Origin of the sequence: Nocardia bovistercoris (assembly GCF_015674855.1) — a bacterium.
In the GTDB taxonomy this organism is placed as follows: Bacteria; Actinomycetota; Actinomycetes; order Mycobacteriales; family Mycobacteriaceae; genus Nocardia; species Nocardia bovistercoris.
The window spans coordinates 59,652-75,215 of the sequence record NZ_JADMLG010000027.1 but is presented as its reverse complement, the minus strand read 5'-3'; the positions used below and the strand labels follow the sequence as shown (position 1 = coordinate 75,215).

General features: G+C 66.9%; 15 protein-coding genes. 10 read left to right on the top strand and 5 right to left on the bottom strand.

What is annotated here, in order from left to right:
* Positions 1-247: 247 nt before the first annotated feature.
* On the bottom strand, positions 248-1,201 hold the full coding sequence (locus IT779_RS35950) for a DNA polymerase domain-containing protein (protein WP_196153961.1): 954 nt from the start codon (positions 1,199-1,201) through the stop codon (positions 248-250).
* Between the two features lie 505 nt (positions 1,202-1,706).
* Between IT779_RS35950 and IT779_RS35945 the strand changes: the two genes are divergently transcribed.
* The 7 genes from IT779_RS35945 to IT779_RS35915 all read left to right on the top strand — a co-directional run bounded on the left by IT779_RS35945 (position 1,707) and on the right by IT779_RS35915 (position 8,363).
* Positions 1,707-2,063 carry a hypothetical protein gene (locus tag IT779_RS35945; RefSeq protein ID WP_196153960.1) on the top strand — a complete coding sequence of 119 codons (357 nt, stop codon included), beginning with the start codon at positions 1,707-1,709 and terminating at the stop codon, positions 2,061-2,063.
* Positions 2,060-3,343: a hypothetical protein gene (locus tag IT779_RS35940; protein ID WP_196153959.1), complete on the top strand. Its 1,284-nt coding sequence runs from the start codon at positions 2,060-2,062 to the stop codon at positions 3,341-3,343. The genes IT779_RS35945 and IT779_RS35940 overlap by 4 nt, the downstream gene beginning before the upstream one ends.
* Before the next feature lie 32 nt (positions 3,344-3,375).
* Complete coding sequence (locus IT779_RS35935; protein WP_196153958.1) at positions 3,376-4,599, top strand: tetratricopeptide repeat protein; 1,224 nt, start codon at positions 3,376-3,378, stop codon at positions 4,597-4,599.
* A 460-nt stretch (positions 4,600-5,059) separates the two neighbouring features.
* Positions 5,060-5,719, top strand: coding sequence for a hypothetical protein (locus IT779_RS35930; RefSeq protein WP_196153957.1), 660 nt, complete (start codon positions 5,060-5,062; stop codon positions 5,717-5,719).
* A gap of 141 nt (positions 5,720-5,860) precedes the next feature.
* On the top strand, positions 5,861-6,694 hold the full coding sequence (locus tag IT779_RS35925) for an RNA polymerase sigma factor SigF (RefSeq protein WP_196153956.1): 834 nt from the start codon (positions 5,861-5,863) through the stop codon (positions 6,692-6,694).
* Between the two features lie 305 nt (positions 6,695-6,999).
* Entirely contained in the window at positions 7,000-7,647 is a 648-nt protein-coding gene (sigK, locus tag IT779_RS35920; RefSeq protein WP_332839115.1) for an ECF RNA polymerase sigma factor SigK, read from the top strand.
* Entirely contained in the window at positions 7,644-8,363 is a 720-nt protein-coding gene (locus IT779_RS35915; protein WP_196153954.1) for an anti-sigma factor, read from the top strand. Before sigK ends, IT779_RS35915 begins: the two co-directional genes overlap by 4 nt.
* A 71-nt stretch (positions 8,364-8,434) precedes the next feature.
* Here IT779_RS35915 and IT779_RS35910 read toward each other — a convergent pair whose 3' ends face one another.
* The 3 genes from IT779_RS35910 to IT779_RS35900 all read right to left on the bottom strand — a co-directional run bounded on the left by IT779_RS35910 (position 8,435) and on the right by IT779_RS35900 (position 10,953).
* A complete protein-coding gene (locus IT779_RS35910; protein WP_198429308.1) occupies positions 8,435-9,466 on the bottom strand; it encodes a fused (3R)-hydroxyacyl-ACP dehydratase subunits HadA/HadB in 1,032 nt (343 codons plus the stop codon).
* A gap of 151 nt (positions 9,467-9,617) precedes the next feature.
* Positions 9,618-10,388: an SDR family NAD(P)-dependent oxidoreductase gene (locus tag IT779_RS35905; protein WP_196153952.1), complete on the bottom strand. Its 771-nt coding sequence runs from the start codon at positions 10,386-10,388 to the stop codon at positions 9,618-9,620.
* Between the two features lie 142 nt (positions 10,389-10,530).
* Positions 10,531-10,953: an organic hydroperoxide resistance protein gene (locus tag IT779_RS35900; RefSeq protein WP_196153951.1), complete on the bottom strand. Its 423-nt coding sequence runs from the start codon at positions 10,951-10,953 to the stop codon at positions 10,531-10,533.
* Positions 10,954-11,272: 319 nt separating this feature from the next.
* Between IT779_RS35900 and IT779_RS35895 the strand changes: the two genes are divergently transcribed.
* Positions 11,273-12,703 (top strand): cytochrome P450, encoded by a 1,431-nt coding sequence (locus tag IT779_RS35895; RefSeq protein WP_196153950.1) that lies wholly within the window; start codon positions 11,273-11,275, stop codon positions 12,701-12,703.
* 12 nt (positions 12,704-12,715) lie between these two features.
* On the opposite strand, the gene IT779_RS35890 is transcribed toward IT779_RS35895, so the two are convergent.
* The gene (locus IT779_RS35890; RefSeq protein WP_196153949.1) at positions 12,716-13,156 is read right to left on the bottom strand and encodes a nuclear transport factor 2 family protein; all 441 of its coding nucleotides are present in this window, start codon (positions 13,154-13,156) and stop codon (positions 12,716-12,718) included.
* 447 nt (positions 13,157-13,603) lie between these two features.
* Here IT779_RS35890 and IT779_RS35885 point away from each other — a divergent pair, with 447 nt between their 5' ends.
* Both IT779_RS35885 and IT779_RS35880 read left to right on the top strand, forming a co-directional pair.
* The gene (locus IT779_RS35885; RefSeq protein ID WP_198429306.1) at positions 13,604-13,939 is read left to right on the top strand and encodes a transglycosylase family protein; all 336 of its coding nucleotides are present in this window, start codon (positions 13,604-13,606) and stop codon (positions 13,937-13,939) included.
* A gap of 260 nt (positions 13,940-14,199) precedes the next feature.
* Positions 14,200-15,564 carry a glutamine synthetase family protein gene (locus IT779_RS35880; RefSeq protein WP_232542410.1) on the top strand — a complete coding sequence of 455 codons (1,365 nt, stop codon included), beginning with the start codon at positions 14,200-14,202 and terminating at the stop codon, positions 15,562-15,564.

Genomic DNA, 15,564 nt, shown 5'->3' with positions numbered 1-15,564 from the left:
GATCCCGCACCACCACCACCACCGAACCGGACCAACAGGAGGAAACCACCACCACAGCACTGACCGCCTGACCCGAAACCGGATCAGCGGTGACCATCCCAACTACACCACCCGTTTGGACTTGACCCGACGAAGTCGACGCCAATAACACAGCCCGCGGGTAATCCATTACGAACAGCCGCGCCCGAAATCTCTCACGTTCATGAACACACACCACCCACCGGAACCGTCACGAACAGCCGCACCACTAATCGTCCCGCCGAGCCCTGGCCCGCCTCTTCCCTTCATGCATAGCCTGCACCCTGGCCACCGGAATCGTATGCCCCTCCTCGATCAAATCCGCTGGAATCAGCTGTGGCACAGGCATTTCCACCTGCCAAGGATCGTCATCCCCAAGCAGCCCCCGCACACTCCGCAACGTGAAATCCCCCGGCGCCACATCATCGAGATCCCCCCACCGCAACGGAAACGAAACCGTCACACCACCTCGAATCCGCGGACTGTAGGCAGCAGCCACGGTAGCCCCACCCGCCCGCGTGGCATCGAGAAAAACTTTCCCCTCCCGATCCTCCCGAATGAACGCGGTAGTCCCGACTCCAGGATCGATCCGCTCGGCCCGAGCCGCCACCGCCCGGGTCGCTGCAGCGGCATCCTCGACCGCGACCCCCGGCACAACCGGCACGAACACATGCAACCCTTTGGACCCACTCGTCTTGACCGCACCGGCCAGCCCGTCAGCGGCCAACGCCTGACGAATCAGCCGAGCGCCTGCGACCGCGTCGGCGAAGCCCTGCCCCGGCGATGGATCGAGGTCGAGCACAAGGTGCGTAGGTTCGGGCGCCGATTCAGCAAGATAAAGCGTCGGGTGATACTCCACCGCCCGCTGATTTCCGAACCAGATCAACGTCCGCAGATCGTCACACAGCGCATAGCTGATCTCCCGCCGAGAACTGTCCGCCCACACAACGGTTCGCGATACCCACTCCGGCGTGTATTTCGGAAGATTCTTCTGCATGAACGGCTCCTGCCCCGGCCGCACCCGCACCACCGAAAGCGGCCGCCCCCGCACCACCCGCAGCAACCGTTCCCCGACGAATTCCAGATAGTCGATCAGGTCCCGCTTGGTCGCCCCGGCGCCATCGAACAACGGCTGGTCGAGACTGGACAACCCGACCCCGTGACGCACCTCACCGCCTGCCATTCCCTCACCCTTGCGCACCGTCCAGCGTCCGTCAATCGCTGAGGTCGTGGCGGCTCGGCCGCATCGAACTCGCGCGGCCGAGTCGCGCGAGTATCCGATTTCAGGGGTCTACGTGCGTTGAGATGGATGCTGTTGTCTTCGAATCGATTCGCCGACGATATCAATATCCTGGCACTCGGCGATCCGGGCTGGTGATCACCGCCCGCACGATCTGAATACCGAGAGTTCACAACTTTCCGCACTAGTGACGGACTGGTCGGTTGATAAATTCAATGAATCCAGCTGCAAGACCATACTCTTTGCGTCGCAGCAAACTCTGGGTCAACCCCACTCGACAGTCGATCTCCGCGTGCTTCCGCGTAGCCACATCGGTGGGTGAAATGACCGATACCCCTGGCTCCGTTCACTATTCGAGCCCTTTCTAGGATCGTGTACGGCTGTGTAGCGGTTGACCGCGTTGGTGGATGCCGCTGTGAACCGACCTGCTCGACGTAGATTCGTGTCCATGAGCAGACGTCTGTGGATCTGGGGCGGATTCGCTGTCGCTATCCTGGCCGCTGTCGCGTTGGCGATCTACATGTGCGTGGTGGGACTCGACAGGGCAGCCAAGACAGCGACGGTGGTCGGCGTGTTCGTTTCGCTGCTGGGGCTGTTGGTCGCGGTGGCGGGTCTGCTGATGAAGCCGGGGAAACCTGACAATGCCGGGATGTCGGGCAACGTCGGATCGGGTGTGAGTCAGTCGGTTTCGGGTGTCAAGGTGCGTGGTCGTCTCGGCCAGCTGGTGCGAGGCGGTCGCGGTGGCGTCAATCAATCCGTGCACAAGGGAGCAGCGGAGTCGCTCGATCAGCGCGTCGAGCGGTGAAGCGCAAGAGGCTCCGGCTCGGTGGCGATCGGGCAAGTGAGGGAACAGCGGTCGCGCAGCACGTCATCGACAGCTCCATCGGCCGCGACCTGAATCAGATCTTCAATGTGAATCAGATCCTGCTCGGACCGAAGTCGTCGCCGAAGCAGATCGTGGTCGGTGAAGTCCCCGGCGCGGCATCGGCATTCGTGTATCGCGAGACGTTCGATCACCTGTCGGCGGCCCTGGACGAACATCAGGTGGCCGTCGTGTGCGCGCTCACAGGGATGCGCGGGGTCGGTAAGACGCAGCTGGCCGCCGCCTATGCGCGGGCGAAGATCGCATCCGGCTGCGGTGTGGTCGGTTGGATCAAGGCCGACACTGAAGACGACCTCCTCGCCGGGCTCGGACGACTGGCTGCCGCACTGGATGTCGCCGACCCCGACGGGGATCCGCGCGGCACCGCGCGGCTGCTGACCGAGGAACTGTCCACGCGCAAAGGAGATGCGCTGCTGGTCCTGGACAACGCGACCGATCCGAGCTGGATACTTCCATATCTGCCTGCGACCGGGGCGCGAGTGGTGATCACCAGTACCGAGCGTTCGTTCACACTGCTGGGCGAACCCGTGGATGTCAGCTCGTACCTGCGGTCGGAGTCCACCGGCTATCTCCGTGCTCGGACGAAATTGGACGACGACCCCGGTGCCGACACAGTCGCTGATGAACTCGGTGATCTACCACTAGCCCTCGCGGCCGCCGCGGCCACGATCGAGTGTCGTGGGCTCGGCTATCGAAGCTACCTGGACTTGCTGGGCGACGGGACGGTCACGAAACTGATGCCGTATCGCGACGGCCAAATCTATCCACGCTCGACGACCGCAGCGCTTGTCCTCAACTTCAAGACCGTCGCCGGTGACGATCCGGAGGCTGCCGGCAGCCGTGTGTTGGGCGTTGTCGCGATGATGGCTGCGGAGGGTGTGCCCAGGAGTTACCTGCATGCGCTCGACGGTTTCGACGCGGACACCGTCGAAACCGCTCTGGAGCAGTGTGTCGCCGGCTCGGTACTGACCTGGTCGCATAATCGCGATGCTGTCATCATGCACCGACTGATGGCCCGCGTCGTAAGGGAGCAGTCTCGTGTGGACGAGTACTTCCATCAGATCGCGACCGACGCCATGAATCTGACGAATTCGAAACAGATCACTCGCGCTGAAGGCTGGGACCGGCGCGAAGAGGCCGTGCTGCGCGCCTCGCAGTTGGAGGCTATCTGGCAGGCACTCTCGGATGACGGACCGAAGTAACCGGCACACAACTATTTCGAGGAACGTGAGAAATGACAGATCCGAGCCTTATCGAGCGCGCGTTCTCGCAACGACTCATCTCCGTTCGGGACTTGATCGAGGCCAGAAAGGCGGGGCAGGCGGTGGAACTCGCCGAGCGCGTGGTCGCCGACGGCGAGCGGCTACTGGGACCCGAGCATCTCGAAACATTGGAGGCTCGCGCCCTCCTCGTCGGTGCCTACTGTGCGGCGGGAAGATTGGACCGAGCAGTGGAAGTCTGCGAAGCGGTGCTGGTCGCCTATTCGCGCGTGGTAGGCCCGGACCACGCCGATACGGTGACGACCCGGTTCAACCTGGCTGTGATCTATCGGGATATCGGCCGTTTGGACGAATCGCTCGCAATGTTCGAGACGGTCCTGCACGAGCACATCAGGGAATTCGGGGCCGAACATGTGGATACGCTGGCGGCTCGCCGTGAGCTCGCCTGCGTGCACCGGTTCGCGGGCCGCCTCGACGAGGCCATCCGGCATTACGAGTCGATCCTCGCCAGCGCGGAGCCGGCTCTCGGCGCCGACCATTGGCTGACCCAGATGCTCCACAGTGACCTGGCAGGCACCGTCCTGACGGCGGGACGTGCCACCGAGGCGATTCCACTTTATGAGACCGTCATCGCCGACCTGACCCGGGCCCGCGGTGCGGATCACCCTGAAACCCTCATTGCTCGACACAGTTTGGCCGGGGCGTACAACACCGCAGGCAGGCAGCAGATGGAGCGGGCGATCGAGTTGTTCACCGCCGGCCTGGCAGATCATGTCCGTCTGCTCGGTGCCGATCACCCCGGTACGCTCAATGTCCGCTACAACTTGGCGGGCGCGTACAAATCGGCGGGCCGGGTTGCCATCGCCATCGGTCAATTCGAGTCGGTGCTGGCCGATCGCACACGCATACTCGGTGCCGATCACCCCGAGACGCTCCGCACCCGAGACAGCCTGGCCGGAGCATATGCCGCAGCGGGCAGAACCGACGAATCAGTCACCCTGTACGAGGCCGTTCTCGCAGACCGAACACGCGTGCTCGGCCCCGATCACCCCGGAACCCTCACGACCCGTAACAACCTCGGGGAAATCTATCGGGCAGCAGGGCAATTCGACCTTGCCGCAGCCGAGTTGGAAGCTCTGCTCGTTGATGCCGAGCGCGTCCTCGACGCGGACCACCCGCTGACCAAGACCATCCGCGACAACCTCACCGTCCTCGGCGAGGAGACGGGGCAGAGGTAAGGACCGCGTCTTGTCCCGGTGTCGTGGTCGGATCTCGACCGGTCGTTCCCGCCGATTCCACCGCGCACACCGCGCCCGCGCCACTTGCGGCCCGCGACGCGTGGGCGCGGGGCATGCCGGAGGCGCGAAAACTACCCGACGGTCTGATCGGAGCGGGCCGTGCCATCCCGATGTCCCTCGTGCAGGCCGTGCACGAGGGGAAACGGTGGTTCCGAGGCCCGTCGCGCCACCGGAACTCGCCCGCGCGCCCGCGTGAAGACACGCCGGGGCAGCGGATTGGCGCGCGCTAACGGTGGCTCCGCGGGCGTTCGCCCGCCATAATCCGATGTGGTATGCAATGTTGTTAGAGCCCAACAGCATTGACGAGGAGCCCGTAGGTCGCCGGAACAGGCGACGATAAAGGGGGTGCGGCGAACTCATGAAGTCGTCGAACACGTCCGGACCCAGACGGGGCGTCGGGGTGTTACAGGCAGGCGCCGCGGAGCGGGCACGCTCGGCCGCGGCACCGCTGTGGCCGGGGATGCTACCGGCCTCGGGGACCCTGCCGCCACCGCGCACGCTGCCGCCGCTGCACAAGGGTAAGCGCAAGCGCAAACCTCCGCCGCGCCGGTCGCGCGGGCGTCCGCTGCTCGTCGGCTCGGTGGCGTTGGTCGGCTCCCTCGCCACGGCGGCCGTCGTTCTCGTCTACACCACGCAGGTGATGGCGCCACAGCAGGCGGCGACCGCGGGCGACCCGGTACTCGGCGGCGGACCGGGCTGCGAAGCGACCAGGACCGCGCAGCTGGTGCGCGGCAACGGGATCGGATCCACCGCCAACGGGCCCGACGTGGTGCTCGCCTTCCAGCACGCCTATTACGTGAGCCGCTCCGGCGCGGAGGCGCGCGCGCTGGCCACCGTCGACGCCGCCGTCCCGGCCGCCGACGTGATCGGCGGCGGCATCGCCTCGGTACCCGCGGGCACCCAGCACTGCGTGCTGATCACCCCGCTGGCCGACGGCCGCTACGACGTGGTGATCACCGAGGCGCGCCCGGATGCGCCGATGCGCACCTACCGTCAGTTCGTCACCGTGGCCGACGTGGACGGCACGGTGGCCATCACCAGGATCGCCGCACCCTCCTGATAAGTCCCTGACCTGCGCGGACGGCGCTTTTCGGTGCGCCGCCGCAACCGGTTCGAGATTTTCCCGAATCGGTGGGTGTCGACGCGGTGCGGCGGGGTATCCGGGCGAACGCCGAGCTCGACAAGGAACGAGGGATGCCCGATGAGCAGGACGACAGGTGCGGACGAGGCGTCGCGCGATGCCTTCGGAAACGACAGCTACGACAATATCGAGCCGTGGTTCGAGAAGTTGGCCGCGTTGGCCGACGACGACCCGCACCGGTCGAAGCTGCGCACGGAGATCGTGGAACGGTGCCTGCCGCTGGCCGAGCACATCGCCCGCAAGTTCTCCGGCCGCGGCGAGGATTTCGATGATCTCGTGCAGGTCGCCAGGCTCGGGCTGGTGCAGTCCGTCGACCGGTACGACGTGTCGCGCGGGGCGTCGTTCCTGTCCTTCGCCGTGCCGACCATCATGGGCTCGGTGCGCCGCCACTTCCGGGACGGGACGTGGGCGTTACGGGTGCCGCGCCGCGCCAAGGAGGTGCAGGCGCAGATCCGTCCCGTGATCGAAGCTCTGTCGCAGCGACTGGGCCGAATGCCGACCGCGCGTGAGATCGCGGCCGAACTCGACCTGGAGGTCGTCGAGGTCACCCAGGCGATCATGGCTTCCAATGCCTACCAGACCAATTCGCTCGACGCCGTCTCCAGCCCCTCCGACGAGCAGACACGACCCTCGATAGCCGACACGCTCGGTCGCGAAGAGCCTTCCTACGCCCTGCTCGAGGATGCGCTCGCGGTGCGTCCGCTGCTCGCCGCGCTGCCCGACCGGGAACGGCGGGTACTGGTCATGCGGTTCTTCGAGAACAAGACCCAGGCTGAGATCGCCGAACGCCTCGGTGTCTCGCAGATGCAGATCTCGCGCATCCTGACCAGGACCCTGAAGAACCTGCGCGAGCAAGCGCTGGCCGATCCGCCGTCGCGGGTCGCTGTCGCCTGATCGCGCACGCACGATCTCGTTCGGCGAAATCCCATCCGAGCTCGGTGGCGATGCGAATCCGTTTCATCAACCGTGACGATCGAGAACGGATAGCTGGATGAGTGCGTGCGATACCGCCGTGACCCGGTCGAGCGACGACATCGAAGTCTCGCCGATCCGTAGTGGAGTAGAGACGCCCGCGCCCGACGTGGCGCGGGCATAAGCCGATGATGCGCGAGACCAGTTCCCTCGTCAGGAGTCGAGTTCGACGTGTTGCCGTTAGCAATCCATCCGGAGTCCGTGCCTCGCATCGGTCGAGGCTGCCCGTGACGCGCGACCGGGACGACACCGCCCGTGATCGGGACGACACCGCCGACGGGCTCGCTTGTCCCGTCGTTGCGCCTGGGGAAGGGCGCGAACACACGCGCAGGCTGGTCGAGCTCCTCGCGGACATCGCTTCCGCCGACCGGGACGCCTTCACCGAGTTCTACCGGGCCACCAGCCACCGGGTCTTCGGCCTCGCGATGCGGATCGCGCGCGGGCGCGCCGCCTCCGAGGAGATCACCCAGGAGGTGTATTTGCAGGTCTGGACGTTGGCCGACCGGTACGACCCGAGCCTGTCGAGCCCGATGGGCTGGCTGATGATGCTGACGCACCGTCGCGCGGTCGACGGGGTGCGTCGCGAAGACGCCGCGAGTGCACGCGATCTGGCCTACGGCCATCGCACTCTCGGACGTGATCACGACGTGGTGACCGAGGCCGTGGAACACCGCGCGGAGACCCGCGCGGTGCTGGACTGCCTCGAGGTGCTCACCGATCGCCAACGCGAGGCGGTCGCCCTCGCCTACTACAGCGGTCGCACCTATCCCGAAGTGGCCGATCATCTTTCGCTGCCGTTGCCGACCGTCAAGAGCAGGATCAGGGACGGGCTCAAGCGGCTGGCGAACTGCCTGTCGGGCGGAGCGAGCGCATGAGCGGCGACGAGAACGATCTACTCGACCTGGCCTATCCGTACGCGCTGGACGCGGTGGTCGAGTTGGAGCGGCGCGGCATCGAGAAGCGCCTGTCCGAGGTCGACGCCGAGACCGCGGCGGAATTCGCCGCCACCGTGCGAGATGTCAGGGAGACCTTGGCGGCCATGACGGCAGGCGATTCGCTCCAGCCGCCCGCCGCGCTGGAGGATTCGCTGTTGCGTGCGCTGGACGCGCGGCGCGCCGCGCCGACCCCGACCCCGGCCTCGCATCGGATCCGGTCCCGGCGCCGGTGGTTGGCGGCGGCTGCCGCCGCGGTCGTGCTCGCGGTGGGCGGCGGTGTCGCGGTGGTCGTGGTGAACCGGACCGAACCGGAACACGGCATCACCGCGCAGTTGGTGCGCGACCAGCCGGACGCGCGCAGCCGCACTGTCCCGGTGGCCACCGGCGGCACACTCACCGTGCACACCTCGCAGCGGCTCGCCGCGGCGAGCGTGTCGTTCGACGCGATCAGCGATCCGGCGACGGGGCGTTCCTACCAACTGTGGCTGGTGCCCGCGAGCGGCGACCCGCGTTCGGCGGGCATCCTGGCCACGACCGAGGGCACGACTGTGATCGGACACTACGACACCACCGACACCCTGGCCATGACCGTCGAACCGCAGGGCGGATCGCCGCGACCGACCACCGAGCCGATCGCCGCGATCCCCTTGTCCTGAGCGCGGTGACCGATCGCTGATCGGCCCGGTCGCACGCGGACACGGCCTGCCCGGTCCCGCGTGGATACAGCTCAGCCCAAACGTACGACCGCGGTGGCGCGGCCGAAGATCTTCTTGCCCTCGTTGGTCGCGGTCAGCGCGATGGTCGCGGTGCGCGCGTCGGCGTCCACCGATCTGACCTTGCCGCGGAATTCGACGCTGCTGCGGTTGCCGCCGCCGACGTAGACCGGGCTGGTCATGCGCACCGCGTACTGCACGAGCGCGCCCGGATCGTCGAGCCAGGCGGTGATGTAACCCGCGCCGATCGCCATGGTGAGCATGCCGTGCGCGACGACGCCTCGGTCGAGTCCGACGAGTTGGGCGGCGCCGGAGTGGTAGTGGATGGGATTCGGGTCGCCGGAGACGCCCGCGTAGTTCACCAGGTCGCCCAGGGTGAGCCGGATGGTGCCGGCGGGCAGTTCGTCACCGGGCGCGATCGATTCGAAGGCGCGCACCTTCGGGCCCGGTGTCGGCGCGTCGGGGATGCGCAGCGCGGTCGGCCACGGGGTGATCTCGGGGGGCGCCGAGAAGTCCTGGCGTCCGATCGCGGTGACCTTGGCGATGATCGGCTCGCTGTCGCCGTCGGATTCCGAGCGCGAGATCACCGAGGTGTGCGCGGTCACCACCAACTCGTCGCGCTGATTGGTGACGGAGTTCTCGATGACGAGCATGTCGCCGCCGAAGGCCTGGCGGAACGAGTGCAGCGACACATTGCTGGTGATCTCGTCGCCGACCAGGACCGGCCGGTGGTAGTTCATCACCTGGTCGGTCTGCACGGTGGTGGTGAGGTTGAGGCCGAGGAGCAGTTCGCTCATCGTCGCCTGCACCCTGCCCGCAAGCAGGCTCATGAAGGTGGGCGGCGCCAGCAGCGCCGAATAACCGTAGGCCGAGGCGGTGTCCTCGTCCCAGTGCGTCGGGTGGAAATTCTGGACCGCCCGCGCGTACTCCCTGACCTTCTCGCGTCCGACCCGGTAGGGCGCGAGAATGCGGAACCGTTGCCCGACGAGCGATTGGATATGGGCGATGGGATCGGCCTCGCCGCGCGGGGATTCGAGGACCTCCAAACCGGTCTCCTTCACATAGGGGCGCGTGACCTCGGCCGACCGCCTCGGTACTCGCGCATCGGGGAGTGCGCAGTCGTAACGGTGGGACCATACCTGTTCTCGTCCGTGTCCCGCCGCTCGCGGTTCGCCCTTCGCGCCCGGAGGTCCACGGTCAGACGCCGTAACCGCCGTCGACGTCGAGTTTCTGGCCGCTGATGAAGTCGGCGCGGTCGGAGGCGAGGAAGCAGACCGCCTCCGCGATGTCCTCGGCGTCGCCGAAGCGTCGCAGCGGGATGTTGCCGCGCGCGACGTCGAGGGCGTGTTCGTCGAGATCGCCTGCGCCGATGAGGCGTTCGGCCATGCCGTCGAGGGTCATGCCCGGTCCGACGGAGTTGGCGCGCACGCCGAAACGTCCCTCTTCGGCGGCGATGGCGCGGATCAGTGACTCCACCGCGGCCTTCGGAGTGGCGGAAAGTCCGTCGCGCACCGGATATCTCGCGGTCGCGGCGCTGGTGACGGCGACGATGCTGCCGCGCGCGGCGCGCAGATGCGGTAGGGCGGCGTGCGCGGCGGCGAAGAAACCCGCTGTGTCCGAGAGCAATTGGTCGGCGAGGTCGGCGGGGGCGACGCGGCTCAGGTGCACCATGGGGACGTGCGGTCCGGCGGCGTAGACGAGGGTGTGGATTCCGTCGAGTTCGGCGGCCACCCGATCGACCACCGTCGCGGTAAGCGGTGCGTCGGTCAAGTCGAGTTGCCAGGTGCGTGCGGTGCGGCCGAGTTCGGCGGCGGTCTTCAGCACGGGTTCGAGGCGGTGCGCGGCGCGGTGGTAGGTCAGCGCGACGTCGCTGCCCCGGTCGAGGAGCATGCGCGCGATGGCGCGGCCGAGCCCGCCGCTGGCCCCGAGGACCAGGGCGGCGCCCGTGCGGTGACCGAAATCGTTCATCTCTACCTCCGACGCGGACCGATATCCCTCTTTGATAGCTCACGGCACGACACCAAGCAAGTGCTTGGTCAAATGCGTGTGGGGCGTCCGGCGTCGGGGGTGGTGGCGAGCGCGGGGAGAACCGCCGCTGCTCGCGCGGGCGTCAGTCTTCCGCGACGACCACGTCCACCTCGACATTGCCTCGGGTGGCATTGGAGTACGGGCAGACCTGATGGGCTTTGTCGGCGAGAGCCTGCGCCTCCTCGCGCGAGACGTGCGGTAGCGATACCTCGAGCGTCACCGCGAGGCCGAACGCGCCGTCGTCGTTGGAGCCGAGGCTGACCTTCGCGCCGACCGCCGAATCGGTGATGTCGGCGTCGGCGGATTTGGCGACCAGGCGCAGGGCCGAGTGGAAGCAGGCCGCGTAACCGGCCGCGAACAGTTGTTCCGGGTTGGTGCCCGCGCCGCTGCCGCCGAGTTCGGGCGGGGCGGACAGGTCGACGTCGACCCGGCCGTCGGTGCTGCGGGCGTGTCCGTTGCGGCCGTCGCCGGTCGCGAGTGCCTCGGCGGTGTACAGGACCTGCATGGTCTGTCTCCTTCGACTCTGTGGCGTTTCGCTTACATCCGTAACGGTAGTCAGCAATTAAATTGTGCACAATCTATTCTTGAGTGGCCTGTGTCACAAACTAGCGCGCGAAACCGCCGAGTAGGGCGAGACATCAGGCGTATTTTTGTTTCATTCCACCGGTGAAAAGCCCGTGGACAACGCGACGAAGCGGGGCTGTGATGCCGGCGAACGCAGTGCCACCGGCCGACATGCGGTTGTCACGTGACGTGCTCGAACGGCGATCCGGGGACGAACCGCAGGTCGTCGCCGAACCGCTGCTGTTGGAAGGAAAGACGCCATGACGGCCTCGCGCACGCACGTTCCGGAGAACGCGCGATTCGTCGAAATGCCCAACAAACTCCTCGACCGGGCGGTGCGGCGGATACCCCAGCGCCGCGGCGTACTGGCACCGCCACCGCCGGGCAGCGGACTGCGACCCGTGCCCGGCTACAAGGGACTGCCGTGGCTCGGCGACTCGATCCAGGCGCTGCACTACGGCTCGGCCTACACCCTCGACCTGGTCGACCGCTTCGGAAAGATGGTGTGGACGCGCGGTTTCGGCCGCGACATGGTGCTCGCCGCAGGCGGTGAGGCGATCGATTCCGTGCTGAGCAATCGCGATCGCGCCTTCGTCACCGGGCAGAAGGACCTCATCGACCCCTTCTTCCACGGCGGACTGCTGCTGCTCGATTTCGAGGAACACCGCATGGACCGGCGCGTCATGCAGCAGGCGTTCTCTCCGCAGCGGTTGCGGGGTTACTTCGCCAGGGTGTCGGAGTTGGCCGGGGAGCGGATCGGGCGGTGGGGGAGCGCGCCCATGAAGCTGTATCCCTCGATCAAACAGCTGTCGATGGATATCGCCGCCGACGTGTTCATGGGGGTGGAACTGGGTCCGCGGGCCGATCGGCTCGCCGCCGCCTTCGAGGCCATGCTGCTGGCCTGTGAATCGCCGCTGCGCTTCCCGGTGCCGGGCGGGCGCTGGCACGGCGGGCTGCGCGGCCGCCGTGAGCTCGAGCGGTACTTCGCGGAGATGCTGCCCGCCAAACGGGTGGACGACGGCGCCGACTTCTTCTCGGTGCTGTGCCGCATCGAGAGCCAGGACGGGCACCGCTTCGGCGACGAGAAGGTCATCGATCACATGATCTTCCTGCTGCTCGCCGCGCACGACACCTCGACGACCACCGCGACCGTGGCCGCCTACTTCCTCGGCAAGCATCCGGAGTGGCAACGCCGCGCGCGCGAGGAATCCCTCGCACTCGGCGCCGACGCGCCCGATGTCGCGGCGCTGGACTCGTTGACCGCGCTCGACCTCGTCATCAAGGAGTCCATGCGCCTCGTCGCGCCGGTGCCGTTCATCATGCGCAAGGCGGTCGCGGATACCGATATCGCGGGCTATTTCGTGCCCGCCGGTACGAATGTGCTGCTCGGCGCGGTCGCCAACCACTATCTGCCCGAGTACTGGACCGATCCGTGGAAGTTCGATCCCGACCGGTTCGGGCCCGAGCGCCGCGAGGACCGGTCGCACCGCTACGCCTGGATGCCCTTCGGCGCGGGTGTGCACAAATGCATCGGCATGTACTTCGCCACCTACGAGGTCAAGGCGATGTTGCACGCCATGCTGTGCCGATACGACTGGGATTTTCCGGCGGGCTACGAGATGCCGTGGCAGATGAGCGCCCTGCCGTTTCCGAAGGACGGCGTGCCGATCACGCTGCGTCCGCGCCGCTAGCGGTGGCTTCGGTCACACGGAGGTGCCGGTGACGAGGTACATGTAGCTCTTCTCCTCGACGCGCCGTGCGATCCGCCACGCGCCGTCCACCCGGACGAAGGTGTCGAGGTACCAGAGTCCGCACAGCATGAGGGTCGACGCGCCGTCGCGGCCCGGGGTGAGCATCGGGTTGTGGCAGATGGTGCGCGCGGTCGCGGTGTCGCCGGCGACGGTGATCGAGGAGTTGGTGACCAGGTGCTGGAACGCGGGGAAGGTCGGCATGACCTCGGCCAGGAACTTCTTGGTCGTGGCGAGGTCGCCCGCGGAGCCGCCCATCGCGGAGTAGTCGACGTGGGCGTCGGGGGTGAAGACCTCGTCGAGCAGATCCCACTGCCCGGTGTCGACGGCATGGGAGTAGCGGACCATGAGGTCCTGGATCTCCATGCGGTCGGAGATCTCTTGCAGCGACAACACGGGCGCCTCCGGGGGTCGAGTGGTCTGTGTGACGTCGAGTGGTCTGTGTGACATGGGATCAGGCGGTCGTCCCCCGGCGCAAGGGCGCCGCATCCCCGGCGTAGCGGTGGCTCAAACGCGATCGGGGTCACTATTTCGTAGTGATCTCCGCCACATAACGGACCTATAACGACAGAAATGTCATTCAGATTTTTCGTGCGCTCAACTGGGTGAATGCTGGATTTTCGACGACATGGTCGAAAGTGGGTCTGCGTTATCGGGGCGTGATCTTTCGCGATCTGTTGGTTACCGTCGTTTGCAGCTCGGAAAACGAACTGGGCAACACCCTCGAATCGCCGAACACCGTAATCCTGCCCCACGATTCGAGGAACCCCGACATCATCCCTGGGGGCAGGGTCCCGGCGAGCGGAACGGCCGGGTCGGACGGGCGCAGGCAGGAACCTTCGAATGTCGCATATCCGCAAGATCAGCACCCGTACCCTCGGAATCGCCTCGATCGTGGGCGCCCTCGTAGCGGTCCCGCTCGGCCTCTCCTCGGCCACCGCTTCCGCCGACTCTCACAACTGGGACGCCGTCGCGGCGTGCGAGAGCAGCGGTAACTGGAGCACCAACACCGGCAACGGCTTCTCCGGCGGCCTGCAGTTCACCCCGAGCACCTGGGCCGCGTACGGCGGTCAGGGCTCGGCGCACAACGCCAGCCGCGAAGAGCAGATCCGCGTCGCCGAGAACGTGCTCGCCGGCCAGGGCGCCGGTGCGTGGCCCGTGTGCGGCGCGTACCTCTGAGGTTCGCCCGGCTCGGCACACAATAGCTGAGACCTATTTCTCGACGCCTGCCGCGAATTATGCGGTGGGCGTCGAGCTATTTATCGGATAATTCTTTCGGTGGCGCCGTTCCGATTGTCGTGATGGATCTTCGGTGGTCAGCGGGCCTTTCGGGGGTCGCCGATCACAGGTCGGGATCGACGCGAAGTCGTGTCCCGAGCGGCACGGCGTCCGGTTTTCCTCTACCGTGGTCACGGTTGTGGCGCAGAGAGGGGCCGTTGATGCGATCGGGGATGCTTGGTCCCGCTGAGCTGCGGGAACGGATCGAGTCGGGGGAACTCGACACGGTACTGGTCGCGATGACCGATATGCAGGGGCGGCTACAGGGCAAGCGGTGCGCCGCGCGGTACTTCCTCGACGAGGTGCTCGAGCACGGCACCGAGGCGTGCGACTACCTGCTCGCCTCCGATGTGGAGATGAACACCGTCGACGGCTACCCCGACTCCTCGTGGGACACCGGATACGGCGACATCCTGCTCCGGCCCGACCTGCTCACCCTGCGCACCGTGCCGTGGTGGCCGGGCACCGCGCTGGTGCTCTGCGACGTCGAGCGGGTGCGGCCCGAGGGCGAGCCGGTGCGGGTCTCCCCGCGTCAGGTGCTGCGCGCGCAACTCGACCGGCTCGCCGAACGCGGGCTGCGCGCCTACGTGGGCACCGAACTGGAGTTCCTGCTCTTCGACGACACCTACGAATCGGCGTGGACCGGCGGATACCGTGGTCTCACGCCCGCCAATCGGTACAACGTCGACTACTCGATGCTCGGCACCGCGCGCGTGGAACCGCTGCTGCGCCGCGTCCGCACCGAGATGGCGGGCGCGGGCATGCGGGTGGAGTCGGCCAAGGGCGAATGCAATCCGGGGCAGCACGAGATCGCTTTCCGCTACGACGAAGCCCTGGTGACCTGCGACAACCACAGCATCTACAAGACCGGGGCCAAGGAGATCGCCGCTCAGGACGGGCGCAGTCTCACCTTCATGGCGAAATATGATGAGCGCGAAGGCAATTCGTGTCACATTCACCTGAGCCTGCGCGCCGAGGACGGTACCCCGGTTTTCGCGGGCGACGGACCGGCCGGCACCTCCGAACTCATGCGTCACTTCCTGGCCGGACAACTGGCCTGCCTGCGGGAGTTCACCTGCCTGCTGGCCCCGAACATCAACTCCTACAAGCGATTCGTCGCGGGCAGCTTCGCGCCGACGGCGCTGGCCTGGGGTGTGGACAACCGCACCTGCGCGCTGCGCGTGGTCGGCGCGGACGCCTCGCTGCGCGTGGAGAACCGGATTCCCGGCGGCGACGTGAACCCCTACCTCGCGGTCGCGGCCACCATCGCCGCCGGACTGCACGGCATCGAGCAGGGGCTGGCGCTCGAGCCGGAATTCCGGGGTAACGCCTACCACTCGGAGCGTCCTCGGGTGCCGACCACGCTGCGCGAGGCCGCGCGGCTGTTCGGCGACTCGGCGGTCGCGCGCGCCGCGTTCGGCGACGATGTCGTCGACCACTATCGGCATGCCGCCGATATCGAGGTGCGGGCATATGACGCCGCCGTCACCGACTGGGAGCGGGTCCGTGGTTTCGAACGGCTCTGA

Coding starts and splice junctions, on each gene's coding strand:
- IT779_RS35950 (WP_196153961.1), bottom strand. CDS start 1,201: ATGGCAGGCGGTGAGGTGCGTCACGGGGTCGGGTTGTCCAGTCTCGAC.
- IT779_RS35945 (WP_196153960.1), top strand. CDS start 1,707: ATGAGCAGACGTCTGTGGATCTGGGGCGGATTCGCTGTCGCTATCCTG.
- IT779_RS35935 (WP_196153958.1), top strand. CDS start 3,376: ATGACAGATCCGAGCCTTATCGAGCGCGCGTTCTCGCAACGACTCATC.
- IT779_RS35925 (WP_196153956.1), top strand. CDS start 5,861: ATGAGCAGGACGACAGGTGCGGACGAGGCGTCGCGCGATGCCTTCGGA.
- IT779_RS35915 (WP_196153954.1), top strand. CDS start 7,644: ATGAGCGGCGACGAGAACGATCTACTCGACCTGGCCTATCCGTACGCG.
- IT779_RS35905 (WP_196153952.1), bottom strand. CDS start 10,388: ATGAACGATTTCGGTCACCGCACGGGCGCCGCCCTGGTCCTCGGGGCC.
- IT779_RS35900 (WP_196153951.1), bottom strand. CDS start 10,953: ATGCAGGTCCTGTACACCGCCGAGGCACTCGCGACCGGCGACGGCCGC.
- IT779_RS35895 (WP_196153950.1), top strand. CDS start 11,273: ATGACGGCCTCGCGCACGCACGTTCCGGAGAACGCGCGATTCGTCGAA.
- IT779_RS35885 (WP_198429306.1), top strand. CDS start 13,604: ATGTCGCATATCCGCAAGATCAGCACCCGTACCCTCGGAATCGCCTCG.
- IT779_RS35880 (WP_232542410.1), top strand. CDS start 14,200: ATGCGATCGGGGATGCTTGGTCCCGCTGAGCTGCGGGAACGGATCGAG.